A 26,620-nucleotide genomic window follows, 5' to 3' on the forward strand; every position below is an offset into this window, starting at 1 on the left:
GAATCTTTGGTAAAATGATATGATAGAAGTTAGTTTTGACCAAAATGTATAAAAAAAGACGAAAAATATTCGTCTTTAGATTTTATCTTCTTTTACCAAATTTACCTCCTTTCGTATTTGTAGGTGGTTTACTTTTTCCTACTCTGGCTTGAGTTGTTGATTTTTTTACTGGCTTTTTAATTGATTTTCCTTTCGAATCTTTAAAATCTAGAGAAATTTCTTTTGTTTTTTTCGTTGATGATTTTTTTGATTTTGAAGCTGGTTTCTTTTCTTCGTGTTTTTCCGAATCTTTCGTCAAGCGATTGATTTCTGCTAATTCTTCTGCTGTTAAATCTCGGTGTTGACCAATTCCTACATTCAATGTTAGATTCATAATTCGAACACGTTCTAATTTTTTTACACCATATCCAAAATATTCGCACATACGACGAATCTGTCTATTCAAACCTTGGATTAATGTAATTTTGAAAACATTTGTACTTATTTTTTCGATCTTACATTTCTTCGTAACTTGGTTAAGAATCGGAACACCTTTCGACATTCTTTCGCAAAATTCATCCGTAATTGGTTTATCAACGGTTACGATATATTCTTTTTCGTGATTATTTCCTGCACGTAAAATCTTATTCACAATATCGCCATCGCTTGTCAATAAAATCAATCCTTGCGAATCTTTATCTAAACGACCAATCGGAAAAATTCGTTCTCCAAACGAAAGAAAATCGATAATATTATCTGGATCTGTAGGATCTGTTGTACACGTAACGCCCACAGGTTTATTCAGCATAATATAAACCGCATGCTCCTTTTCGCGCGGTTCTATTTCGACACCTTTTACAGTCACCACATCATTTGGTCCTACAAATTGCCCAATTTTAGCAACTCGTCCATTAATTTGTACCAAACGATTTTCGATGTATTGATCTGCTTCGCGACGCGAACAAAAACCACTATCGCTAATATATTTGTTTAAACGCAAAAAATTAGTTTCTTCCATACTTGCAAAGATAGTTTTTTATCGATTTGAAATATATTTTGACAAAATTCTTTATCATTCTGCAAAACGATGAAACTTATTTATCTTTACAAAACCAAAGATTTTGAGAAATGAAAAAAATATTTTTTTTGAAAACTTGCGATACGTGCAAACGTATTATGAAAGAGTTTGATTTTACAGGTTTTGATTTGCATGAAATAAAATCGACTGCGATAACAGCAGAAGAATTAGAAGAAATGAAGAATTTAGCTGGCAACTACGAAGCTCTATTTTCACGTCGTGCACAGAATTACAAAAAATTAGGATTGAAAGATCAACAGCTTTCTGAAGATGATATCAAAAATTATATTTTATCAGATTATACTTTCCTAAAACGTCCTGTGGTTGTAGACGGAGACAAAATTTTTATTGGGAACGAAAAGAAAAACTTAGAAGCCCTTGGGCAATATTTGAAATAGAAATCACACATGAAAAAAACAATTTTATTGAGTACACTTTTGATGAGCGCGAGTTTATTAGCTCAGAAAAAGAACGTCACAATGGAAGACGCTGTACTTGGATTATCGACGAATTTACGTATCGAAAATCTAAATCAAGTACAATGGATTCCGAATCAAAATGCGTACACGCAAAATGTAAAAACATCATACGGAGAAGCTTTAATCAAGAAAGAAGTTCCATCTCTTAAAACGGATACAATTTTTAGAAGTTCTCAATTTGAGAATAAAAGAATTCCTTCTTTGAATTGGATCAATGATGAGCAAGCTTATTTTTCTACAAAAACGGGTTACAAAACAATTACAACTGCTGGTCAACAAAATGATTGGTTGAAATTACCTGATAATGCAGAAAATGTAGAATTTGATGCAACAAATAATCAAGTTGGATATGTGGTTGATAACAATTTATTTTTTGTTGATAAAGCTGGAAAAACGCATCAAATTACCAAAGATGGAAAATATGAAATCGTGAATGGAAAATCGGTTCATCAAAATGAATTCGGGATTCACAAAGGAATTTTTATTTCGCCAAAAGGAAATTTAGTGGCGTTTTATAGAATGGATCAAACAGCGGTTATAGATTATCCAATTATCGATTGGTCGGTACAACCTGCAGTGAACAAAAACATCAAATATCCATTTGCTGGAACAAAAAATCATATCGTTACGTTAGGCGTTTATAATCCAACCACTCAAAAAACGACTTTCTTAGAAACTCATCCAGAGGTTGATCATTATTTAACTTCGGTTACGTGGTCACCAGATGAAAAACATATTTATATCGCGTTACTTTCTCGTAATCAAAAACACATGGAATTGAATCAATATGATGCTGTTTCAGGGAAATTGATTAAAACATTATTCAAAGAAGATGATGCAAAATATGTAGAACCTCAAAATGAATTACATTTTATTCCAGGAAAAAATAACGAGTTTGTTTGGTGGTCGCAACGTGATGGTTTTATGCATTTATATCGTTTCAATACAGATGGAAAATTATTAAACCAAATCACAAAAGGAGATTGGATTGTAACAGATCTTGTTGGAGAAAATGCGAAGAAAAAAGAATTTTTAATCATGACAACAAAGGATTCTCCGAAAGATCGTCATTTATATGCTGTGAATTGGGAGAATGGAAAATTGCGTAAAATAACAACAGATGGAGGAACGCACAATGTTTCGGTTTCAACGAACGGAGAATATGCAATTGATAATTGGAGCAATGATAACACGCCGCGTAAGATTGATGTGTTGGATGCGAATGGAAAATTCAAACAAAATATCTTAACTGCTCAAAATCCTTTAGCAAATTACAACACAGCGAAAGTTGAAAATGTAACATTAAAAGCAGATGATGGAACAGATTTGTATGGAAAATTGATTTATCCTACAAACTTTGATTCTTCGAAAAAATATCCAGTTATCGTTTATTTGTACAATGGTCCTCACGCGCAATTAATCACGAATCGTTTTCCTGCAACAGGAAATCTTTGGTACGATCACCTAGCGGAAAAAGGTTATGTTGTATTTACAATGGACGGACGCGGATCGGCCAATAGAGGTCTTAAATTTGAGCAAGCGATTCACGGAAATTTAGCAACAACAGAAATGAATGACCAAATGAAAGGTGTTGATTTCTTGAAAACTTTACCTTTCGTAGATGCGGAACGTATGGGAATCCATGGTTGGTCTTATGGTGGATTTATGACAACATCATTCATGTTGCGTAAACCTGACGTTTTCAAAGTTGGAGTTGCTGGTGGACCAGTTTTAGATTGGACACAGTACGAAATTATGTACACAGAGCGTTACATGGAATCGCCACAAGATAATCCTGAAGGTTTCAAAAACACAAATTTAATTAATCGTGTAAAAGACTTAAAAGGTAAATTATTGATGATTCACGGAGCGCAAGATAATGTGGTTGTTTGGCAACATTCAATTGATTTTATTCGCGAAGCAGTGAAAAATGGTGTTCAAATGGATTACTTTGTTTATCCTGGACATGAGCATAATGTTCGTGGAAAAGACCGCGTTCATTTGATGCAAAAAATTACAGATTACTTCGATTTATATCTTAAACCAGAAGTTCCATCTCAAAAATAATAGTCAACAAAAAACCACTTCTTGCGAAGTGGTTTTTTGTTATTTTTATGTTGAAAAATATCAATTTTTTTATTTAGAAATGTAGTGTTATTACTTCAATTAATATTATACTCAGTTTTTAATAGAAAGATACAAAATATCATAAATTGGCAATAATGATATTAATATAAAAACTAATTTATTTATTCTACTTTCTTTATTAAGGATAATTAATATAACATTCCAAATTGCTAAAAATATATTTATATAAAGAAAAATATAAGTACTAAAAATTCCTAATCTATAAATCCAATTATAATCAGATATTCTATAGATCTCAACAATTTTTGGTAGAAAAAATACCAAAAAGAATAATGCTATAATAAATAAAATATTTGTTTTATAGTTTTTCAAATTGAAAATTTAATAAATTCAAAACCCAAAAAATAATATTATCAACAAGTTTCTGATGCGATGCTGAAACGAGTTCAGCATGACTACTTAGAACTTAGAACAAATTTACTTCTTTGTAAACTCGAATTTTTGTCCAGCTTCTTCTACAGAAAATGTCTTTTTATCTTTTGCAAAAGTCAATTCCAAACCACCTTGTTCATTCACAAATTTACCATCACCTTGATAATCTAACGGAATAGTTTGTCCTCCAAAAACTAAATTCAATTTATCGTTTTCAGCTTTCAACACAAATTCTGCATTGATTTGTTTGTTCGTAAATGTACCTTCATATTCTTTTGGATTAATCTTTTCAACAGGTTTTGCATCACCCATATTATATGTATTATTCTTTAAATCAATATCTGGTAAAGCTCCATTTGGATCCAATTTAATCGTCGAAACTTCTTTTGTTGAAGGCACTTTGAATGTCCATTCTGTATTACGCTTCCAAACTTCAATCGGTAATTTAACTTCTTGAGAAGTCCCATCTTTAAAGTTCACTTGAACAGTAGTTGGCATTGGTAATTGTCCAAAATTTTCCACTTTCAAAATCAAGCCTTTTTTGTAATCTCCATCTACATATTTTGCACTGTTAATTCCTTGATCAATTGTCCATTTATTCAAAAACCAACCTCTCCAAAACCAAGATAATTCTTCTCCTGAAACATTTTCCATCGTGCGGAAAAAATCTTCTGGCGTTGGATGTTTATATGCCCAATATTTGATGTATTGGCGCAATGCTTTATCGAATTTTTCTTCACCCAAAATTGTTTCACGCAAAACTTTCATTCCAGCACCTGGCTTATAATACAACAATGCACCGATATTTCTTTCGCGCATATTATCTGGTTGAGTCGTTACAGGCTCAAGATTATCGCTGAATAAATAACCCGCCATTCGTTGTGCAGATTGCTTTTTGTAATATTCGCCATTGTTGAAATTCTTCGTCGAAATATCATTGATAAACGTATTAAAACCTTCGTCCATCCAACCATGAACACGCTCATTAGAACCAACAATCATCGGGAACCAAATATGTCCAAATTCGTGATCTGTAACACCCCAAAGTCCTTCACCTTTCGAAGTCATATGACAAAAAACAATCCCGGGATATTCCATTCCACCCTCATTTCCTGCCACATTTGTCGCCGCTGGATAAGGATACTCTAACCATTGTTTCGAGTAATGCTCAATAGAAGCTTTTATATATTCTGTCGATCTTCCCCAAGCATCATTTCCGTCACTTTCTACTGGATAAGCCGAAATTGCCAACGATTTTTGACCACTTGGAAGATTAATTTTTGCTGCATCTAAGATGAACGAAGATGATGAAGCCCAAGCAAAATCACGTGTATTCTGAATTTTAAATTTCCACGTTTTTGTTCCTTTTGCAACTTTTGTCGCTTTGTTTACCTCATCAGCAGAACGAATAATAACGGTTTTATCACTCGCTTTTGCTTTGTTCCAACGATTCACTTCTTCTTTCGAGTAGACTTCGTTTTCATTCAATAATTCTCCTGAACCAACCACATAATGCGTTGATGGAACTGTAATATTTGCTGTTACATCTCCATATTCTAAATAAAATTCGCCTGGTCCTAAGTATGGTAACGTATTCCATCCCATAATGTCATCATAAACCGCCATGCGAGGAAACCATTGCGCCATCGTAAAAATCTTTCCATTTTTAGTTGGTTCTACACCCATTCTATCGGCTCCATAATCTGGTGAAACAAATGAATATTCGATTTTTATTTTTGTTTTTCCTCCACGAGCTTTCAAATGATTAATCAAATCAATTTGCATGCGTGTATCCGAAACACTGTATTTCGCTTCTTTTCCGTCTATTTGAACAGATTTAATTTTATAACCTCCTTCAAATTCAGAAGTTGAATCGCCATAACGGCTTCCAGAAATCGGTAATAAAGCGCTTCCACGAGACTCTTTTTTGAATAAATTTTGATCCAATTGTAACCACAAAAAGTCTAAATCATCAAAACTATTGTTGGTATATGTAATTTCAGATGTTCCCGAAATTTCATTTTTTTCTTCATTCAAACTAACATTCAGATTATAATCTGCACGATTTTGCCAATAATTATGACCTGGTTTTCCACTCGCCGAACGAGTTTCTGTTGCATTATTCTGATAAAAAAATGGTTTGAAAGCTTCTTGATAATCGTATTTTGGTTTTTCTTGTTGACCAAAAACCGAAATCGAGAATAAACTTATTCCTAAAAGTAAGGGTTTGAAATAATTTTTCTTCATGTGTAAAATTTTACAGTAATTATAAAATTACCTCATATTTTTCAATATGAGGTAATTTCAACTTTATAATTATTTTAAAATTTTTAGTTTGAAGCTTTTTAAATTCTTATGGTGTTAATTTTTAGGTTGATTATAAGGTAAAGCAAGTAATAAATTTCAGTTTTTCCATTCTAATATTTTGATTAGATGAAATTAACACATTTGTAGGCAATAAAAAAACTCATCTAAAAAAGATGAGTTTTCTATATTTTATTAATTTTTCTGAAAATTATTTCTTGTTTGCATAAAGAACTGGATTCAAATCCTCGTCATTATACATTTTCATTTGTTTATACACTTTCATGTATTTTTTACCTGCTTCAAAATCAGCCAACAATTCTTCAATCGCTGTTGATAAATCTTGATGTTGTTGATTCAAAACATCTAATTTCACTTGACAAGCTGCTTTATGCTCCGGTGTTGCATTTTCACGTTCTACCTCTTGTTTCATGTGATAAACCTTAAGCGATAAAATAGAAAAACGGTCTACAGCCCACGCAGGAGATTCTGTATTGTATGTTGCATCTGCTTTTACATCAACATTTGCATATTGTTGTAAAAACCAGCTATCCACATATTCTACCATATCTGTACGTTCTTGGTTTGATTTATCAATCCAACGTTTTAAACTTAGTGCTTCAACAGGATCAATTTGTGGATCACGAATAATATCTTCTAAATGCCACTGAACTGTATCAATCCAATTTTTTTTGTACAATAAATGAGCGATTAAATCTTCTTCGCTATATGGATTTTCGATTTGACGATTTACATCATCATATTTGTGATAATCATTGATACTTTGATTAAAAATAGACCAAGCTTTATCTGTGAATTTCATGTTTTGTTTTAGTTTATAAAATAAAAGCATTGTAATTGTATACGCAACTACAATGCTCTATTATCTAATTAAAAATATATTTTAATTTTCTTTTTTGTCAGAAGTACTTTTTGTAGCTTCTGATTTGTTATCATCTTTTGTTGCTTTCTTGAATTCGTTTAATCCAGAACCTAATCCTTTCATTAATTCAGGAATTTTCTTTCCTCCGAATAATAATAACACAACAAGTACGATTACGATCCATTCTTTACCTCCTAATCCCATACTGAATTGATTTTAATGCAAATATATAATTAATTTATTACATTCCCGCTACCCAAGAAGCAGGATTTTGTTTTGTTATTCCGCTCCAAATTTGGAAATTCATGACTGTTTCACCATTAGGAGTTGTATCAATTATTCCTATAGATTGACCTCGTTTTATTTCATCTCCTTGCGAAACACTTACGCTTGATAAATTTGTGTACACAGAGAAATAAGATCCATGGCGTATTAAAACAGATTTATTTCCTCCTGGTACAGCCATCACTTTTGTAACGACTCCTTCATAAACTGCACGCGCATGAGCACCGCGATAACTCGAAATATCAACACCGCTATTCATAGTTGTAATATTAGATAAAATTGGGTGTGAATTAGCTCCAAATCTACTTACAACCGTTCCTTTATCAACAGGCCAAGGTAGACGACCTTTGTTTGATGAGAATTCTCCCGAAATACCTTCAGAATCTGGACGTTCTGCAAAAGTCTCAGCCGGTTTTACTGCATCTACTTTTACAACACGTTCTTTTTCTGGCACTTTTACAACAACTTTCTGCTCAGCTTCTATCTTCGCTTTACGCTCAGCTTCAGCTTTAGCTGCTGCAATTTTACGAGAATCTTCTTCTTTTTGAGCTTTTAGACGAGCATCTTCTTCTGCTTTACGTTGTGCAATGATGCGTTGACGTTCTGCTTCAGCTTCGCGTTCTAATTGTTCAAATTTAGCAACTTCTGTTTTTGCTGTAGATACGAAACTTCCTGTTGGATGATGATTTAAATAAGATTGATACGCTTGTTTTGTATGCGCTGAACGTGCAATATTCCATGCTTTGGCATCATTTTCAATTCTTAAAATAGCTGTACGAGCTGATTTCGCATAATCTCCTTTTGGGTTATCTCTTAAATACTCATTATAAGATGCAATTGTATTTCCTCGTTTGGCTTCGTTCCAATCTTTTAAATCTTTTTCTGCACGAATTTTCGCTTGTCGAATCTCTTCTTCAATAATTGCTTTAATCTGTGCATCAATTTGGCGTTGTTGTGCTTCTTTTGCATTAATTTCAGCAGCAATAACACCTTCGTTTTTACGGAATTCTTCGACCGCTTTCTCTTTTGTTAATCGTTCTTTTTCAAGATTTTGACTAAACAAAGTTTGCTGAGAAAGTACTTTTTCTTTTTCGTCTTTCGCTTTTTCTTTTTTTGCTTTTTTCGTCTGAATATCAGTTTGTTTACCGATAATTTCATTTGCTTGTCCTAATTGAAAAGCCGAATATTTTTCTAAATATTTGATACGACGATATGCTTCTCCCAAACTTTTAGAAGAAAGCACAAAAAGTAATTTATTTTCAACAGATTTGTTCTTATATGCTCGAACCAAAACCTGTTTGTAGTCTTTTTTTAGCTCAACCAACTCGCGCGAAAGTTTATTAATCTCTAATTGAGTTAAATAAATTTCGTCCTCGATAAAGCGTTTTTCTTTCGATAAGTTGTTAACTAATTTTGTTTGTACCTGAATTTTTTTCGTCAAATTCTGCACAAAATCAACATTTAACTTCGAATTTTGCTTATTAAACTCGAGTTGTTTGTTTAAGTTTATAATCTCTTTTTTAAGCTGAGCATTCTGTTTTTGTAAGTTCGCTTTATTGTACGGAACCTGCGCAAACACTGATAATGACAACGTTAAAAGTACAGTTGATAAAACAAACTTCATTATTTTATTTCTTTTTTCTTATACCCATCTGGAATTGAGAACGGTGTGTTCGTTTCCTGAAACGTAAAACTATTATATTCCAAGTCTATTTGACGCGTTTTTTTCTCTTTTATAATAATTTTAACATTTTTCGGAAATTCCTCTGCTTCAGCTTTTACCCAATTGTCGTAAGCCAAATCAACTTCCATTTTTCGTTTTGGATCTTTCAGATGTGCTTCTTTCAATCGGAAACCGTTATCAAAAACATATGTTTGTATGTATTCGCCTTCTTTTGCAGAAGTTGCAATCGCTTGATTTTTATTATATGTAATTGTATATTGATTATTCGCAAAAGTCGCTGTATAATCTGTTGGATTTAAATCAACGAAAACTTTTCCTAACATCAAATTTTGTAATTTTTGATAATCGATAAAATCAACTTTCAATAATTTATTTGCAATAGAAAAATCTCCTTCATAATATGTTTTACCTAATTTTTCATAAGCAGCGAAACCTTCAGGTGTAATTAATGCACTGGCACCAACATATCCTAATTTTGACAAATTAACTGATATCTTTTGTCCATTTTTTATTGAAATAGTTGCATTAACATTTCCTAAATCTGTAGAAGCTTTACCTCTAACAATAACATCTTTGAATGATGATTTTTTTAACAAGGTTTGCTGAATAATTTTTGAAGAAGCCGAAACAACTTCTGTATTATCTTTATCTACTTTTGCTGCTTTCTGAGTGTTACAAGCTGTTGCAAGAACCCCTAAACAAAAGATATACGTTAATTTTTTGATCATAATTTTTATGCTTTGTGTGATTTGAAATCCAATTCTGAATAATCTCCTAAACTGATACTTCGCGAAACATCATAATATTTGGCATTATTTCCGATCATAGTATCTGTAAGATTTGCATTACTGATGATTGAATTTTCTTGAATCAAACTGTTATCAATATTCGAGTTTTCAACAACCGTTCCATTTCCTAATGAAACAAAAGGTCCGATTTTCGAATTTTTAATCACGACATTTTCTCCAATAAAACATGGTTCAATAATTAATGAATTGTCAATTTTTGCAGAAGAATGAATCGTTTTGAAATCTTCTTTATCCAGATTCAACACACGTGTATTGGTATCAACTGTAACTGCTTTGTTACCACAATCCATCCATTCGTCCACTTTTCCAAGCGTAAATTTATCACCCGCAGCACGCATATTTTCTAATGCATCTGTCAATTGATATTCTCCACCTTTTTGAATATCATTTTCCAATAAATATTCAATTTCTTTATATAGCTTTTGCCCATCACGGAAAAAGTAAATCCCAATAATTGCCAAATCAGAAACAAATTCTTTTGGTTTTTCAACGAAATCTGTAATAACATTATTATCATCCAATTTCACTACACCAAAAGCCGAAGGATTATCAACTTGTTTTACCCAAACAACGCCATCCGACTCCATATCTAATTTGAAATCTGCACGGAATAATGTGTCTGCATACGCCACAACTGTTGGTCCATCCAAAGCTTCTTTTGCCATCCAAATAGAATGTGCTGTTCCAAGCGGCTCCAATTGATGACAAATTGTTCCTTTTGCTCCTAATTTTTCTGCAATTGCAATTAAATCAGCTTCAACCTCAGCTCCAAAATCACCAATCACAAAAGCAATTTCGTCAATTTTTTCTGAACAAACTTTTGCAATATCTTCTACCAAACGATGGACGATTGGTTTTCCAGCAATTGGAATTAATGGTTTTGGTGTTGTTAATGTATGAGGGCGTAAACGTGAACCACGTCCTGCCATTGGGATAATAATTTTCATTTTATTTCTAAAAATATTTTTTGTTAGATTGATATTTTATTATTGGATTAATTCTTTTTTAGATTCTTCGACAGGCTCAGAATAACAAAAAATATTATTTATTGTTTTCCTGTACTTCCGAAACCTCCAGCTCCGCGTTCAGTTTCATTTAAAGCGTTTGATTCTTCCCACTCAACCGTTTCATGTTTTGCGATTACTAATTGTGCAATTCGCTCACCATCGTCGATTGTAACTGCTTCGTTTGAAACATTCGCTAAAATAACACCAATTTCTCCACGATAATCTGCGTCGATTGTACCAGGAGAATTCAAACAAGTTAAACCATATTTTAATGCCATTCCACTACGAGGACGAACTTGTGCTTCGTAACCTGCTGGTAGTTCAATGCTCAATCCTGTTGGAATTAATCTTCTTTCCAAAGGTTTTAATTCGATTGGTGCATCAATGTTAGCTGTTAAGTCCATTCCAGCAGATAAAGCTGTTTTATATTCTGGTAAAGCGTGTTTCGAGATGTTGATAACTTTTACTTTCATCTTTATTTTCTTAGTTTTTTAAGTGTGTTTTTTTCCGCAAACGCAATAAACGAAATGTACACGATTAGAATCAGATTACCAATAATCAAATTAGAATCGAGCATATAGTAGTTTGTACATGCTAGAGCAATTGCAATTCCCATGTAAAGTAGAATTTTATTCACCTTATATGGAATTGGATAAACTTTCTGCCCCCAAATGTACGAAATCACCATCATTACACCATACGCTAATAAAGTTGTCCAAGCAGAAACCATAAAACCATATTTTGGCAATAAAAAAACATTCAAAATAATAGTGATTGCACCACCAACCAATGAAATTATAGTTCCGATACTTGTTCTATCTGTAACTTTGTACCAAGTTGAAAGGTTGTAATAAATTCCGAAAAATAAATTCGCAATTAAAATAATTGGTACAATATCTAAAGCATTCCAATACGTTGAATTTGGAACAAATATTTTCTTAATCCAATCTATATTTGCTAAAATTCCAAGAATCACAATATTACAAATGATACTGAAAAAGAACAGAATATTCGCATACGTCTGTTTTGCATCTCCTTTTTTAGCAACTTTAAAGAAAAATGGTTCTATTCCCATTCGATAAGCTGTAACGAAAAGCGTCATCAATGTTGCTAATTTGTAACAAGCACCATAAGAACCCGCTGCTGCTGGATCTATTAATTGTCGTTGAACTAATTTATCGAAATTTTCATTCAAAATATAACCCAAACCAGCAATCATAATCGGATATCCGTACAAAAACATTTGCTTGAAAAGAGGTTGATCAAATTTGAATTGAACATGGCGTACAACGCCTATTAATAATACAAAACCTAAAATACTCGCTAATAAATTTGCAATAAACGGATACGAAATCGCATTATCAAAACCAAGGCTTAGCATAAAATCTTTCGAAACATAATACAACAAACCAATTGTCAAAACTGCTTGAAAAACATTCTGAATTACGCGAATTGCTGTATATAATATTGGTCGATTTTTAAAACGAAGAACCGCAAAAGGAATCACACAAATTGCATCAAAAAACGCAATCCACGCAAACCACAAAATATATTCTGGGTGATCGCTATAATTTGCAAAATCTGCCAAAGGCTGTAAAAAAAGAAAAACCAAAACGAGCATCGCAGTAGAACTCATCACCATAAACCAAAAAGCTGTATTCAACACTTTTTGATACATTCCTTCTTCGGTTGCGTAACGAAAAAAGGCTGTTTCGAAACCAAATGTTAAAATGACATTCAGGAAAGAAACCGCAGAATATAATTGAGAAAACATTGCAAAATCTGAATTATCAACTTGCTTGATAATAAAAAAATTCAATGCTAAAATAATTACCCTCGGCAATATAGAGCCAATACCGTAGATAATGGTCTCACTAAAAAGCTTTTTATACAAAGTCGTTAAAATTTTTACAAAATTGAGTTTCTTTTCGTAAAATTCAAAATACCTAAGCTACAAATTAATTAACTTTGTCTGTTCAATACATATATTATGATAGAGTTATCTAATCGTAAAGTTGGATTAATAGGGAACGGAAGCTGGGCAACTGCGATTGCAAAAATGCTGAATAAAAACCTTGAAACTTTCAACTGGTGGGTAAAAGATGAATACGTAAAAGGATATTTGGAGCGAAATAGACACAATCCAAATTATTTAACTGATGTCGAATTTAAGTCAGAAAAGCTTAAAATTTCAACGGATATCAACGAAGTTGTCATGAATTCGGATATAATCTTTTTGGTTGTGCCATCTATTTACGTTGCCGATTGTTTGAGTAAATTAACTGTTCCGTTGACAGATAAATTTGTAGTAACATCAATCAAAGGAATTATTCCAGATCATTATCAATTGGTTGGGCAATATTTGTTTGATAAATTCGATGTAAAAGAAGAACAATTAGGAATTGTAAGTGGTCCTTGTCACGCTGAGGAAGTTGCTTTGGAGCGTCTTTCTTATTTAACAATTGCGGCGCAAGACGAAAACAAAGCACAAGTTGTTGCGGATTGTTTAGCATGTGATTTTATCAAAACGAAACTTTCAAACGATATTTACGGAACTGAATTTGGCGCGGTATTGAAAAATATTTACGCGATTGCAGCAGGTATAGCGCATGGTTTGGGTTATGGAGATAATTTCCAAGCAGTTTTGATGAGTAATGCGATTCGAGAAATGAATCATATTTTAAAAACTGCAAGTCCAATGAAGCGTAAAATTAACGATTCGGCTTATTTAGGCGATTTGTTAGTAACAGGATATTCGTTCTTTTCACGAAATCGAATGTTCGGAAATATGATTGGAAAAGGTTACACCGTAAAATCTGCTATTTTGGAGATGAATATGGTTGCCGAAGGTTACTATGCGACAAAAGGTGTGGCAATTATGAATGAGCAATACCAAATAAAAGCGCCAATTATCAACGCTGTTCATAAGATTTTATACGAAGATAAAAACGCAAAAAAAACTTTCGAAAAGTTGTCTAAAAAATTAAATTAAGATGATTAAACAAGATTTTATTTCAAAATATATTCAAGAATTAAACAAAACATTGGCTCGAATCATTTCGTTAGAAGTTGGAAATGCAGATGAAGGTTTTTTGATTATTTTCAATCAAATGTTACAATCGTATTACAAAATTGATGATAATAATTTGTCGACTTTATTGGAAGCAAACGAAGAACGCGATCAATTTTTGTTGGCAGATGAATTGAAAAAGAAAAATATTTTGACGTTTATGAAAGCGATTCGTATTTATCTCAATCGAGAAGATTTTACAAAAGCAAAAGCATCTTACGAAGTCTTGAAACGCATTGAAAGCATCAATTCTGGAATTTTTCAATTTCCGACAGAAGAAGATCATTTGATTGTACAAGAACGAAAAGTTGTAGAAGAAAAAATGAGTAATTTGTAATAAAATCAAACTTTATAAAATTTCAAAAAAGCTGTTAGAAAACTAACAGCTTTTTTTTGTATCTTAACACAACCTAAATCAACCTACTATGGATAACATTCTTTCATTACTATCATCATTATTTTGTTTTTTTCTCCATTTGCACTACTTCTTGGAATAACTTTTTGGGCATGTAAATCACGCGAAAAGAAACAAAATGCTTTGTTAACACAAGTTCCTCCAAATGTAGAATTTAAAGCAGTTTTGCGTTATAACTTTGGAAATCTACAATCAAAATTCTTAAAAATGAAAGCGTTTCAAGGAAGTGGTGTTTTATATGTTTTGGACGACAAAACACATTATATCACCACAAATAATCCGAATGATAATTTTATTTTCGATCTGAAAACTTCACAAATCAATTGGATTGGTGTTAATCTTACAAATGGTTTGTTGGAATGGTTTCAATTGAAAAATGGAGAAAAAGATTATTATTTCAATTTCGAAACTGGCATGTTTATTTTTAATATAAATTCTAAAAAAAATGAACACAACACAAGTTTTTAATTACTTAAAAGAATCGCAGAAAAAATATCAATAATCTAAAACCACTTCACAACGAAGTGGTTTTTCTATTTAATCAGAAAATCATCAACTCAAAACTTAATGATTTATTTTCCAATTTGTCCGTATCTTTGCGCAAACACAACAAAACAATGCAAATTTTAGACGGTATTAAACTGGCAAAAGAGATCAAACAAGAGATCAAGGAGCTGGTGCAGAATTACAAAGACCAAGGAGTTCGTGTACCACATTTGGGTGCAATTTTAGTAGGAAGTAATGGTGCTTCTCAGACCTATGTTGACAATAAAATCAAGGATTGTCATTTTGTAGGTTTCGAGTCATCAGAATTACGTTTGCCTGATACAATTTCTCAAGAAGATTTGATTGCAGAAATTGAAAAATGGAACAATGATGATACATTGGACGGGTTTATCGTGCAATTGCCATTACCAAAACACATCGATCAAGAAGCGGTTATCAATGCAATTGATCCTAAGAAAGATGTAGATGGTTTTCATCCGATGAATTTTGGTAAAATGGCGTTAGAAATGGAAACATTTTTACCTGCTACACCTTACGGAATTATGGAAATGTTAGAGCGTTACAACATTGATACAGCTGGTAAACATACAGTTGTGATTGGTCGTTCTCGCATCGTTGGTCGCCCAATGAGTATTTTGATGAGTAAAAATGGAAATCCCGGAAACAGTACAGTAACATTAACTCATTCGAAAACTCAAAATTTAGAACAATTTACAAAAGAAGCTGATATTGTGATCACTGCATTAGGTGTTCCTGGTTTCTTAAAAGCTGATATGGTAAAAGTTGGAGCGGTTATCGTTGACGTAGGAATTACACGCGTTGATGACGAAACTAATCCACGAGGATTTAGATTAGCTGGTGATGTAGATTTTGATAATGTAAAAGAAAAAGCATCGTGGATAACGCCAGTTCCAGGAGGAGTTGGACCAATGACACGCGCTATGTTATTAAAAAACACATTGTTGGCATACAACAACAAAAAATAAAATTATGATACACATTGCATCAACAACTGCAGAAGAACAACAATTGATACAAGAAGGGAAATTATTGCCTGTTATGGAGCATTTTTACACAATTCAAGGTGAAGGAATGTACACAGGTGTGGCTTCTTATTTTATTCGATTAGGAGGTTGTGATGTTGGTTGCCATTGGTGCGATGTAAAAGATAGTTGGGATGCTGAAAAGCATCCCTTAACTAATGTTGATGAATTGGTGGATTTGGCAACTTCTCAAGCCAAAACAATCATCATTACAGGAGGAGAACCTTTGATGTGGGATTTGACTTATTTGACAAAAAAACTACACGAAAAAGGTGCAAGAATCCATATTGAAACTTCGGGTGCCTATCCGTTGAGCGGAGAAATTGATTGGGTTTGTCTTTCTCCGAAGAAATTAATGTTGCCGTTAGACGAAGTTTGCGAAGCTGCAAATGAATTGAAATGTATTGTGTTCAATAATCACGATTTTCAATTTGCTGAAGAACAAGCTGCTCGAGTTGGAAAAGATTGTACGCTTTTCTTACAAACAGAGTGGAGCAAACGCGACAAAAACCTTCCATTGATTGTGGAATATGTAAAAGAAAATCCAAAATGGCGTTATTCTTTACAAACACACAAATATTTGGATATTCCTTAGAAATTTATCTGTTTAAAATCAGTTCTATTTAGACTGAGTAAATTTTTTTAAGTTACTGAATTTCATTATTTTTACATCAAACAAAAAATTGAAATAATGAAAAAAATAGCTTTGATGAGTTTCGCGGCAATTTTGATGATGAGCTGCGGAGATTCTAAGAAAGATGAATCAACTCAACCAGAAATAGATTATAGTACAGCTCCATCAGAAGATGCTGAAACTTCTACAGCTACGCCTGCTACAAACAATCATATTGTTTTGAAAGCGAGTGATGATATGCGCTACGATAAAACTGAATTTACAGTAAAAGCTGGTGAAGAAGTAACTTTAATCTTAATGAATGCTGGTGAAATGTCAAAAGAAGCAATGGGACATAATTTTATTTTATTAAAACCAGGTTCTGATGCTTCTGCTTTTGCAAATACAGCGGCTTCTGCTAAGGCGACAGATTATATTCCGACCGAATTACAATCAGAAATTATTGCGCACACAAAATTGTTAGGTGGTAAAGAAAATGATCAAATCAAATTTACTTTAGAAGAAGGTACATACGATTTCTTATGTTCTTTCCCTGGTCATTTTGCCACAATGAATGGAAAAATAAAAGCGGTTAAATAGATTGTGCAATTATTTTTTATGTCAAATATAATATTGGCACAAATATTGAATTATATTAATCGTATAAGATTTAGTAGAGTAAATTTTGTCCTCATGTGTTAATTTTAAGCCTGTTTCTTAACAGGCTTTTTTATTTTACAAAAATTTATTGTTCAAATATTTAACACTTATTCCAAATATTTTCATTCTATAATTTCATAACTTGTTAGTCACAATCAAAAAAATACTTTATTATGGGAAAGAATGTAGCACATCAAATTGTAGAATTACTAGAAAAAACGAATATAAAACGTGTTTATGCAGTAACTGGTGATAGTCTCAATTTTTTTAATATTGCAGTTAAACAAAGTGACAAAATTGATTGGGTTCATGTAAGACATGAAGAAGCTGGAGCAATAGCTGCTACTGCCGAATCAGAATTGAATGGGATTGGATGTTGCGCTGGAAGTTCTGGTCCTGGTCATGTACATTTGATCAACGGAGTTTATGAAGCACATAAATCAAGAACTCCTTTAGTTGTAATTGCCTCTACTCTGCCTACAATAGAATTTGGTACAGATTATTTTCAGGAAACGAATACTATTAAACTTTTTGATGATTGTAGTTGTTATAATCAAATTATTACTCGAGCAGAACAAGTTCCTAGAATGGTACAAACAGCAATACAACATGCTATTTCAAAAAAAGATGTTGCAATTATTGGACTTCCAGGAGATATTGCAGAAATGGAAGCCGTTGAAAGTAATTATACCTCGAATTTCTATTTCAATCAACCTATTATTACTCCAAATAAAACTGAATTAAGAGAAGCTGCTTCTATTATAAATGATGCTAATAATATTACCTTATTCTGTGGAATTGGCGCATCTCAAGCAAATGAAGAAGTTATAAAACTTTCTCGTCATTTGCATGCTCCAGTTGGATATTCGTTCAAAGGAAAAATGAGTATTCAACCCAATAATCCAAATGAAATAGGAATGACAGGATTACTTGGTCAACCATCTGCTTATCATGCTATGCACAAAGCTGATTTAATTATTTTGATTGGTACCGATTTTCCTTATAAAGATTTTATTCCAACAGATAAAAAAATCATTCAAATTGATTCAGATGGCTCTAAACTTGGACGAAGAGCTAAAATTGATTTAGGATTAGTCGGAAATGCAAAAGAAACAATTAACGAATTAATTGAGTTATTAGAACCTAAGCAAGACAAAGATTTTTTGGATAGTCAATTAGAAATGTACAAGAAAGTTCTTGAAAGCAAAATGACATTTGTTCATGAAAAAGGAAAAGAAAATGCCATTCAACCCGAATATGCAGCTTATTTATTAGATGAGTTAGCTACAAAAGATGCTATTTTTACAGTTGATACAGGAATGTGTTGTGTTTGGGGAGCACGTTATATAACGGGTACGGGGGAAAGGAAAATGTTAGGATCTTTTAATCATGGTTCTATGGCAAATGCAATGCCTCAAGCGATTGGTGCACAAATGGCATATCCTGATAGACAAATTATTGCGATGTGTGGAGATGGTGGAATCTCAATGTTATTAGGAGATTTAGCAACCATCAAACAATATAATCTACCTGTTAAACTAATTATTTTTAATAATAGAACATTAGGAATGGTTAAATTGGAAATGGAAGTTGCTGGTTTAACTGACAATGAAACAGATATGGAAAATCCTGACTTTACTTTGATTGGAAAAGCAATGGGAATAGAAAGCGAATCGGTTAAAAATCCTGATGATTTACCTGATGCAATCGGAAGAGCTTTTGCGTATAATGGACCGTATTTATTAAATGTATTTACAAATCCAAACGCTTTAGCAATGCCTCCAAAAGTAGATCTTGATCAAATGATTGGAATGACAAAATCTATGGCGAAACTAATGTTAGGTGGAAAAATGAATGAGGTAATGGAAACGATTAAATCCAATTATAAACATTTAAAAGATTTATAATGAATCAACCATCATCTATCACACAATCAAGTAAAAAACTTTTCATCATTGCATGGGTTTTAGGCTTAATCTTTTATTTCATTGATTACGCAACTCGTTCTGCGCCTTCATTAATGATCACAGATTTGGCTCAGAATTACAACATTTCTAAAGAAAATTTAGTTTCTCTCATTGGAACATATTATTACACCTATTCGATATTCGCTTTAATTGCTGGAATATTTTTAGACAAATTTGGTGCAAGATATTCGATGTTTGCAGGATGTTTTATACTCGGAATAGGATGTATTTTATTTATCGCTTCCTCCCAATTCGCTGGAACAACAGGCAGATTATTACAAGGAGCAGGTAGCGCATTTGCTTTTCCTGGTTGTGTCTATTTAGCAACCAAAGGATTCTCATCAAAATCTTTAGCAACAGCAATAGGCTTCTCTCAATGTATAGGAATGCTTGGTGGAGCGGCAGGACAATTTGTGGTTGCGCCATTATTAGAAAATGGTTTTGGATATAAAACATTTTGGATAATTGCTGGAGTTTTATGTATAATTCCAGCTGTAGCAATGCTGTTCATAACTCCAAAATCGTCTGAAGAAGAGATCGAAAAAAGTAAACAAACCTCTTTTATTGAACCTTTCAAAATTATTTTCAGCAATCCAAATTCTTGGTTAACTGGTATTATTTCTGGATTATTATTTATACCGACAACAATTTTTGCCATGACTTGGGCTGTTCCTTTTTTCAAATTAGACTTAGGTTTTGATGCTCACAATGCTGCTATGACTGCTGCTATGGCGTCACTAGGCTGGGTAGTTGGATGTCCATTAATGGGTTATATAACGGATAAAATAGGAAAAAGAAAACCTGTTATTCTTTTTGGTTGTATCGGAATGATCCTGATGTTTTTACAACTCATTTATCTTTCAGATTTAATTCCAATAAAAGTTACATTTTTCATTTTTGGGCTTTTCTCTGGAGTCGCAATGATCCCATATTCGGTTAGCAAAGAAGCTAATCCAGATTATGTAAAAGGCTCTGCAACTGGAGTTCAAAACTTTTTGACATTTGGTGTAACTTCTCTAGTTAATCCTGTTTTTGCTAAATTATATGGAAACGAAATTGTAAATGTTACAGATAAAACTGTACATTATCATCAAGCAATTTGGTTTTGGATCATTGGAATATTTATTGCCATTATTCTAACCTTATTTTTAAAAGAAACTGGTCACAAAAATTCATAAAAAAATCCGCTCATTGAGCGGATTTTTGAGTAATTATATTGATAAATTATTTTCTCCAATATTTATAAGCATTGATTAATCCATTTGTAGAAGCATCATGAGAAGTAACTTGTTCATCATTTTCTAACTCTGGTAAAATCACATTTGCTAATTGTTTTCCTAACTCTACTCCCCATTGATCAAAAGAGAAAATATTCCAAATAACACCTTGCACAAAAATTTTGTGTTCGTACATCGCAATTAAATTTCCTAAAACTTTTGGAGTCAATACTTGATATAAAATTGAGTTTGTAGGACGATTTCCTTCAAAAATTTTGAAAGCAGTTAAGAAATCAATTTCTTCTTTCGATTTCCCTGCTTTTTCTAATTCAGCAACAACCGTTTCTTCATCTTTTCCAAAAGCTAAAGCTTCTGTTTGAGCAAAAAAGTTTGATAATAATTTTGCATGATGGTCGCCTAAAACATTCAACGAATTAGCTCCTGCAATAAAATCGGCTGGAATTAATTTTGTTCCTTGATGGATTAATTGATAAAAAGCATGTTGTCCATTTGTTCCTGGTTCTCCCCAAATAATTGGTCCCGTTTCATAATCTACTTTCTTTCCATCACGACCAACATATTTACCATTACTTTCCATATCTCCTTGCTGAAAATATGCTGCAAAGCGCGATAAATATTGTTCATAAGGTAACAAAGCAACCGAATCTGCACCAAAGAAGTTGTTGTACCAAATTCCTAAAAGCGCCAAAACTATTGGTATATTTTGATCTAAAGTTTCTGTTTTGAAATGCACATCCATTTCATGCGCTCCCTCTAACAATTCTTCGAAATTATCGAAACCTACTGCCAAAGCAATGCTCAAACCAATCGCACTCCACAATGAATAACGACCACCAACCCAATCCCAAAATTGGAACATATTTGCCGTATCAATTCCGAAATTAGCAACACCTTCTGCATTTGTCGATAACGCCACAAAATGTTTCGCTACATCAGCTTCTTGAGCATCAGAATTCAAAAACCATTCTTTTGCTGAAAAAGCATTTGTCATCGTTTCTTGCGTTGTAAATGTTTTTGAAGCAACAATAAATAAGGTTGTTTCTGGATTTATTTCTTTAAAAGTTTCTGCTAAATGCGTTCCATCAATATTCGAAACAAAATGAATATTCAAACGAGTTTTATAATGTTTCAACGCTTCCGTTACCATCACAGGTCCAAGATCCGAACCACCAATTCCGATGTTGACAATATCTGTAATTTCTTTTCCTGAAAAACCTTTCCATTCACCAGAAATTACTTTCTCCGAAAATGATTTCATCTGATCTAACACCTCATTAATTTGAGGCATCACATCTTTTCCGTCAACCAAAACTTCTTCATTAGAGCGATTGCGTAAAGCTGTATGCAGAACAGCACGTTTTTCTGTTACGTTGATGACATCTCCTTCAAACATTTGCTGAATTGCCGTATCAACATCCATTTCTTTCGCCAAATCAACCAAAAGTTGAATCGTTTCTGCATTAATTCTATTTTTCGAATAATCCACTAATAATGAAGGATATTGAATCGAAAATTCTTCAAAACGATTTGAATTTTGAGCAAATAGTTCTTTGATTGATGTATGCTGAATCGTTTGAAAATGTTTCTCTAACGCATTCCAAGCCTTTGTAGTTGTTGGATTGATTGTATTTAAAGCCATAATATTTTTAGTATTCTTTCCTTAACAAATTTAATCATTTCAAATTCATGTCAAAATCAATATTATCACGATAACGTTGTAGCAGAAAAATTTTAAGAAATAATTATCTATCTTATCATGTAACCTTTTTAAAAACAATGCGTCATATAGCAAACAACAAAGTCATGCGCAACTATTTTTTTGGATTAATTTTAAGTATTTGTACAATCGTTCAAGCCCAAATTCAAGTGAAAGGAACTGTAAAAGACAGTAATAATTTGCCAATTTCATACTGTTCTATTGGAATAGAAAATTCAGAAGTTGGAGCAATTACAGATGAAAATGGTCAATTTTCTATCGAAATTCCCGAAAATTTAACTAAAACTCATTTAGTTTTTGATGCGTCAGGTTATAATTTAACTTCAAAATCGGTTCATGATATTCAACAAAGTTCTGTTGTTATATTAACTGAAAAATCAATTTCATTGTCAGAGGTGACACTGAAAACAGAAAAAATGAAAGAGAAAATTATTGGACAAAAAACTCGTCCGATGCTTACTTTTTCTAAAATGTTTGATGAAAATGTACCTACAATTGAACAAGGAAATATTTTTGAAATTTACCCAACTACAAAACTGAATGCGTTTAATTTTCATATTATTCCAAGTTCTAAATTTGAAGAAATAACGCTGAAAGTAAATATTTATTCGGTCAAAAATGGGTTACCCGTAGAATCCATTTTAGATAAAAACATTATTTATAAAACTTCTACAACAGGATGGCAAAAAATTAATTTAACACCTTATAAATTTCGATTCAAAAATGTTGATCAAATTGCTGTAACACTACAATTAGTTGGTTATAAAAAATTAGATCAAGAAGATTTTGTTTTTGGTGTTTCGGCTAAAAAATCTTTAGCAAAAGATTTATTGTTTAGGTATCAAAGTCAAGGTAATTGGGAAGCTTCCGAAGGCGTTTTTATCGCCAACTTAGATCTTTTATATTCAAAAGATAAATTGACTATAAATGAGGAAAAGCCTGTAGAAATTGATACAAAAACAAAAGAATTAATTTCATATTATCAACATAAAGAGAATGCTAAAAAGTTGATTTATGGAAAAAATAAGTTAGGAAAATATATTGACATAAACGATGCAAAGATTTATTATGAAGAATATGGACAAGGTGAGCCTTTGATTTTTTTACATGGAAATAACGGAAGTATAGAAGATTTTTATCGACAAATTCCATTTTTTGCCAAGCATTATCGAGTAACTGTTCTTGATACGCGCGGACAAGGGAGAAGTACAGATTTGACAAATACACCTTACACTTATGAAGAATTTTCAAACGATTTACTTCAAGTGATACAAAAACTTAATCTAAAGAAAGTAAATCTTGTTGGTTGGAGTGATGGTGGAAACACAGCTTTAATTTTCAATACTCAACATCCTGAATTAGTTAATAAAATTATAACAATTGGAGCAGTTCTTAATCCAAATGGAGTAAGCGAAGAACTGATTGAGAATTTGAAAAGTTTAGTAAATAGATCTTCAGAAAATACGAATTTACGCTTAATCAAATTGATGTTAAATGAACCAAAAATTACTAAACTAGAATTAAATAAAATTCAAAATCCTGTATTGGTCATTGCTGGAGAAAAAGATGAAGTAAAAGAGAGTCATACTAAAGAAATTCAACAAAATATTTCAAAAGCAGAGTTATTGATTATTCCAAATTCGACACATTATGTTCCTTTCGAGCAACCAAAAGTATTAAATGAAGCCATTTTGAAGTTTTTGAAAAAATAGGAACATAGGTTTAGTTTTCATTTTCTCCATATCTTTACCCAACTAAACCAACTCAATGAAATACATCACAGGTTTCTTCGTCCTTATTTGGCGCATTTGGATGATTTTATTAGCCGCAATTTATGTCCTAACAATTGGTGTTTTTATCGTATTACCTTTAGCAAACTTCGATAAAACATTTCCTTACATCTACCCATTTATAAGATATTGGGGAAAATTTGTTTTGTATGGAACAGGATTTAGAATAGATTACAAAAAACTTGTTCCACTCGAGCCGAAAGAAAATTATGTTTTTATAGCTAATCATACTTCGGTGATGGATATTATGTTGATGTTGACGATTCTAAAACATCATCCAATCGTATTTGTAGGCAAGGCAGAGTTACTCAAAATCCCTATCTTTGGACGAATATTCGAACGAATTTGTATCCCTGTCGACCGAAAAAGTGCACGTAGTAAAGCACTTGTTTATCCCGAAGCAAAGAAAAAGTTAGACAAAAATCTGAGTATTTTTATTTTTCCTGAAGGCGGCGTTACAAACGACAAAGAATTCAAAATTTATTTGGATCCTTTCAAAGATGGAGCGTTTAACATTGCGATTGAAACACAAACACCTTTGGCTGTTTTGGCGATTCATGGTGTTAATAAAATGTTTCCATTCAATTGGTTTCGAGGATATCCAGGGAAAATAAAAGTTCGATTATTAGCTACTTTCGAAACCAAAGATTTAGACGTTAAAAAAGATAAAGTGGCGCTGAAAGAAGCTGCTTACAACATGATTTTAAAAGATTTAGAACAATGAAAAATTTAGTTTATATTGCAATAGGAACTGTATTAACGCTGGCAAGTTGTAATAAACAAACTTCATCATCTACCGAAATAGAAGCAAAGGATAATCAAACTTTTGCTGATTTAGATAAAGCTCGCATCAAACATTTGAGTTTGGATATCGAAACCGATTTTGATACGCATCAAATTAAAGGTTCTGCGGCTTATACATTCGAAAATAATCAAGCAAAACAATTGATTTTAGATACCGAAAAACTAATAATTGATTCAGTTTTATTAGCGAATGGAAAAAAAACAACATACAAATTAGGTGAAAAAGATTCTATTAAAGGTCAAGCCTTAATCATTGATGTTACGCCAAATGATACAATTGTAAAAGTTTTCTACAAAACTTCTCCAGACGCAAATGCCTTACAATGGTTAAATGCACAACAAACTCACGATAAAAAGCATCCGTTTTTATTGTCGCAAGGACAAGCGATTTTAACGCGTTCTTGGATTCCAATTCAGGATACACCAAGTGTTCGCTTAACGTATGATGCAAAAGTAAAAACGCCAAAAGATTTGTTGCCTTTGATGAGTGCAATCAATCCGAAAGAGAAAAATGCAGAAGGTGTTTACACGTTCAAAATGCCTCAACCAATTGCACCTTATTTGATTGCTTTGGCTGTTGGTGATGTACAATATCAACCAATCGATAACAGAACGGGAGTTTATGCAGAACCTGGCTTATTGAAAGCTGCTGCGTGGGAATTTGCCGACATGGGAAAAATGGTAACGGCTGCCGAGAAATTGTACGGAAAATATCCTTGGGAACAATTTGATGTATTGGTTTTACCACCTTCGTTTCCTTTTGGTGGAATGGAAAATCCGCGTTTAACATTCGCAACACCAACTGCAATTGTAGGTGATCGTTCGATGACGAATTTGATTGCACACGAATTGGCGCATTCTTGGTCTGGAAATTTAGTAACGAATTCTACTTGGGATGATTTCTGGGTAAATGAAGGATTTACAGTTTATTTCGAACGTAGAATTATGGAAGAATTAGAAGGAAAAGATTATGCAGATATGATTTCGGTAATCGGTTTTCAAGATTTGGAAACGTCGATGAAAAATATTCCAGAAAAATATACTTCATTAAAAGTGAACATGAAAGGTGCAAATCCTGATGATGCTTTTTCTGATGTTCCGTACGATAAAGGTTATTTATTTTTGAAAATGTTAGAAGATAAATATGGTCGTAAAAAATTTGATAAATTCTTGAATCAATATTTTTCTTCGCACGCTTTCCAAACGATGACGACAGAAAAATTTGTGGAGTATTTGAAAACTAATTTGACAAATGGAGACGATTCTTTTGTTCAAGAATGGATTTATAACACAGGTTGGCCAAAAGATTTGAAAAAACCTACTTCAAAATTATTCGATTTAGCAGAAGCACAGTTACAGCAAGATATTAAAAACGGGCGAAATAAAGTTGCTCCGAAAAAAGTGGCGATATCTACGAGATCTACAAACGAATGGGTTCATTTTATTCGTCAAATTGATACGACTAAAAACACGAAAGAAGATTTTGCTTATTTGGATGCTATTTATGATTTTACAAATTCAAAAAATCCAGAAATTGAATGTGCTTGGTACGAAAAAGCATTTTTAATGCACTACGATAAAGTTAATACAAATGCAAAAGAATTCTTGGTAAATGTTGGTCGTCGTAAATTTTTAGAGCCTTTATACTTAGCTTTAAAAGAATCTAATCAATTGGATTTAGCGAAGAATATTTACAAAGATGCGCGTCCAAATTATCATTTTGTTGCGCGTCAAACAATTGATACAATGTTAAATTACAAACCATAAA

General features: G+C 32.5%; 23 protein-coding genes. 13 read left to right on the forward strand and 10 right to left on the reverse strand.

From position 1 onward, the window contains the following. Nucleotides 1-82: 82 nt before the first annotated feature. On the reverse strand, nt 83-997 hold the full coding sequence (gene rluF, locus B4G36_RS13585) for a 23S rRNA pseudouridine(2604) synthase RluF (RefSeq protein WP_291064337.1): 915 nt from the start codon (nt 995-997) through the stop codon (nt 83-85). Nucleotides 998-1,107: 110 nt separating this feature from the next. On the opposite strand from rluF, the gene B4G36_RS13590 reads away from it, so the two are divergent. Next, complete coding sequence (locus B4G36_RS13590; RefSeq protein ID WP_038334703.1) at nt 1,108-1,455, forward strand: arsenate reductase family protein; 348 nt, start codon at nt 1,108-1,110, stop codon at nt 1,453-1,455. 9 nt (nt 1,456-1,464) lie between these two features. Further along, a complete protein-coding gene (locus tag B4G36_RS13595; RefSeq protein ID WP_291064338.1) occupies nt 1,465-3,603 on the forward strand; it encodes a S9 family peptidase in 2,139 nt (712 codons plus the stop codon). Nucleotides 3,604-4,101: 498 nt separating this feature from the next. Here B4G36_RS13595 and B4G36_RS13600 read toward each other — a convergent pair whose 3' ends face one another. The 8 genes from B4G36_RS13600 to B4G36_RS13635 form a co-directional block, all read right to left on the reverse strand. After that, complete coding sequence (locus B4G36_RS13600) at nt 4,102-6,303, reverse strand: M1 family metallopeptidase (protein ID WP_291064339.1); 2,202 nt, start codon at nt 6,301-6,303, stop codon at nt 4,102-4,104. Between the two features lie 268 nt (nt 6,304-6,571). Further along, entirely contained in the window at nt 6,572-7,183 is a 612-nt protein-coding gene (locus B4G36_RS13605; protein WP_291064340.1) for a DUF4254 domain-containing protein, read from the reverse strand. A gap of 81 nt (nt 7,184-7,264) precedes the next feature. After that, nucleotides 7,265-7,447: a twin-arginine translocase TatA/TatE family subunit gene (gene tatA / locus B4G36_RS13610; RefSeq protein WP_291064341.1), complete on the reverse strand. Its 183-nt coding sequence runs from the start codon at nt 7,445-7,447 to the stop codon at nt 7,265-7,267. A gap of 37 nt (nt 7,448-7,484) precedes the next feature. Beyond that, entirely contained in the window at nt 7,485-9,152 is a 1,668-nt protein-coding gene (locus B4G36_RS13615) for a murein hydrolase activator EnvC family protein (RefSeq protein ID WP_291064342.1), read from the reverse strand. After that, nucleotides 9,152-9,940 carry a DUF4292 domain-containing protein gene (locus B4G36_RS13620; protein ID WP_291064343.1) on the reverse strand — a complete coding sequence of 263 codons (789 nt, stop codon included), beginning with the start codon at nt 9,938-9,940 and terminating at the stop codon, nt 9,152-9,154. The genes B4G36_RS13615 and B4G36_RS13620 overlap by 1 nt, the downstream gene beginning before the upstream one ends. Before the next feature lie 5 nt (nt 9,941-9,945). Then, a complete protein-coding gene (locus B4G36_RS13625; protein WP_291064344.1) occupies nt 9,946-10,968 on the reverse strand; it encodes a sugar nucleotidyltransferase in 1,023 nt (340 codons plus the stop codon). 98 nt (nt 10,969-11,066) lie between these two features. Beyond that, nucleotides 11,067-11,501 (reverse strand): dUTP diphosphatase, encoded by a 435-nt coding sequence (gene dut, locus B4G36_RS13630; RefSeq protein ID WP_291064345.1) that lies wholly within the window; start codon nt 11,499-11,501, stop codon nt 11,067-11,069. Between the two features lie 2 nt (nt 11,502-11,503). Then, on the reverse strand, nt 11,504-12,922 hold the full coding sequence (locus B4G36_RS13635; protein WP_291064346.1) for a lipopolysaccharide biosynthesis protein: 1,419 nt from the start codon (nt 12,920-12,922) through the stop codon (nt 11,504-11,506). 96 nt (nt 12,923-13,018) lie between these two features. Between B4G36_RS13635 and B4G36_RS13640 the strand changes: the two genes are divergently transcribed. The 8 genes from B4G36_RS13640 (at nt 13,019) to B4G36_RS13675 (ending at nt 20,481) form a co-directional block, all read left to right on the forward strand. After that, the gene (locus B4G36_RS13640; RefSeq protein ID WP_291064347.1) at nt 13,019-14,020 is read left to right on the forward strand and encodes an NAD(P)H-dependent glycerol-3-phosphate dehydrogenase; all 1,002 of its coding nucleotides are present in this window, start codon (nt 13,019-13,021) and stop codon (nt 14,018-14,020) included. A 1-nt stretch (nt 14,021) separates the two neighbouring features. Beyond that, entirely contained in the window at nt 14,022-14,435 is a 414-nt protein-coding gene (locus B4G36_RS13645; protein WP_038336563.1) for a hypothetical protein, read from the forward strand. A gap of 123 nt (nt 14,436-14,558) precedes the next feature. Further along, entirely contained in the window at nt 14,559-14,981 is a 423-nt protein-coding gene (locus B4G36_RS13650) for a hypothetical protein (RefSeq protein WP_291064348.1), read from the forward strand. Between the two features lie 149 nt (nt 14,982-15,130). Then, nucleotides 15,131-16,006 carry a bifunctional 5,10-methylenetetrahydrofolate dehydrogenase/5,10-methenyltetrahydrofolate cyclohydrolase gene (locus B4G36_RS13655; RefSeq protein WP_125349219.1) on the forward strand — a complete coding sequence of 292 codons (876 nt, stop codon included), beginning with the start codon at nt 15,131-15,133 and terminating at the stop codon, nt 16,004-16,006. A gap of 4 nt (nt 16,007-16,010) precedes the next feature. Next, entirely contained in the window at nt 16,011-16,658 is a 648-nt protein-coding gene (locus B4G36_RS13660; RefSeq protein WP_052217917.1) for a 7-carboxy-7-deazaguanine synthase QueE, read from the forward strand. 96 nt (nt 16,659-16,754) lie between these two features. Then, nucleotides 16,755-17,276, forward strand: a complete 522-nt coding sequence (locus tag B4G36_RS13665; RefSeq protein ID WP_125349193.1) for a plastocyanin/azurin family copper-binding protein — start codon at nt 16,755-16,757, stop codon at nt 17,274-17,276. Nucleotides 17,277-17,509: 233 nt separating this feature from the next. Next, the gene (locus tag B4G36_RS13670) at nt 17,510-19,243 is read left to right on the forward strand and encodes a thiamine pyrophosphate-dependent enzyme (RefSeq protein WP_291064349.1); all 1,734 of its coding nucleotides are present in this window, start codon (nt 17,510-17,512) and stop codon (nt 19,241-19,243) included. Next, nucleotides 19,243-20,481, forward strand: a complete 1,239-nt coding sequence (locus B4G36_RS13675) for an MFS transporter (RefSeq protein WP_291064350.1) — start codon at nt 19,243-19,245, stop codon at nt 20,479-20,481. Before B4G36_RS13670 ends, B4G36_RS13675 begins: the two co-directional genes overlap by 1 nt. 46 nt (nt 20,482-20,527) lie before the next feature. On the opposite strand, the gene pgi is transcribed toward B4G36_RS13675, so the two are convergent. Further along, nucleotides 20,528-22,180, reverse strand: a complete 1,653-nt coding sequence (gene pgi / locus B4G36_RS13680; protein WP_291064351.1) for a glucose-6-phosphate isomerase — start codon at nt 22,178-22,180, stop codon at nt 20,528-20,530. A 137-nt stretch (nt 22,181-22,317) separates the two neighbouring features. Here pgi and B4G36_RS13685 point away from each other — a divergent pair, with 137 nt between their 5' ends. The 3 genes from B4G36_RS13685 to B4G36_RS13695 are packed head-to-tail and all read left to right on the forward strand — an operon-like array spanning nt 22,318 to nt 26,619. Further along, nucleotides 22,318-23,970 carry an alpha/beta fold hydrolase gene (locus tag B4G36_RS13685; RefSeq protein ID WP_291064352.1) on the forward strand — a complete coding sequence of 551 codons (1,653 nt, stop codon included), beginning with the start codon at nt 22,318-22,320 and terminating at the stop codon, nt 23,968-23,970. A 55-nt stretch (nt 23,971-24,025) separates the two neighbouring features. Beyond that, on the forward strand, nt 24,026-24,772 hold the full coding sequence (locus tag B4G36_RS13690) for a lysophospholipid acyltransferase family protein (RefSeq protein ID WP_291064353.1): 747 nt from the start codon (nt 24,026-24,028) through the stop codon (nt 24,770-24,772). After that, nucleotides 24,769-26,619 carry a M1 family metallopeptidase gene (locus B4G36_RS13695; protein ID WP_291064354.1) on the forward strand — a complete coding sequence of 617 codons (1,851 nt, stop codon included), beginning with the start codon at nt 24,769-24,771 and terminating at the stop codon, nt 26,617-26,619. The genes B4G36_RS13690 and B4G36_RS13695 overlap by 4 nt, the downstream gene beginning before the upstream one ends. The last annotated feature ends 1 nt before the right edge of the window (nt 26,620 follow it).

The sequence above is a fragment of the Empedobacter sp. UBA3239 genome, from assembly GCF_002362875.1.
Taxonomy (GTDB): Bacteria; Bacteroidota; Bacteroidia; order Flavobacteriales; family Weeksellaceae; genus Empedobacter; species Empedobacter falsenii_B.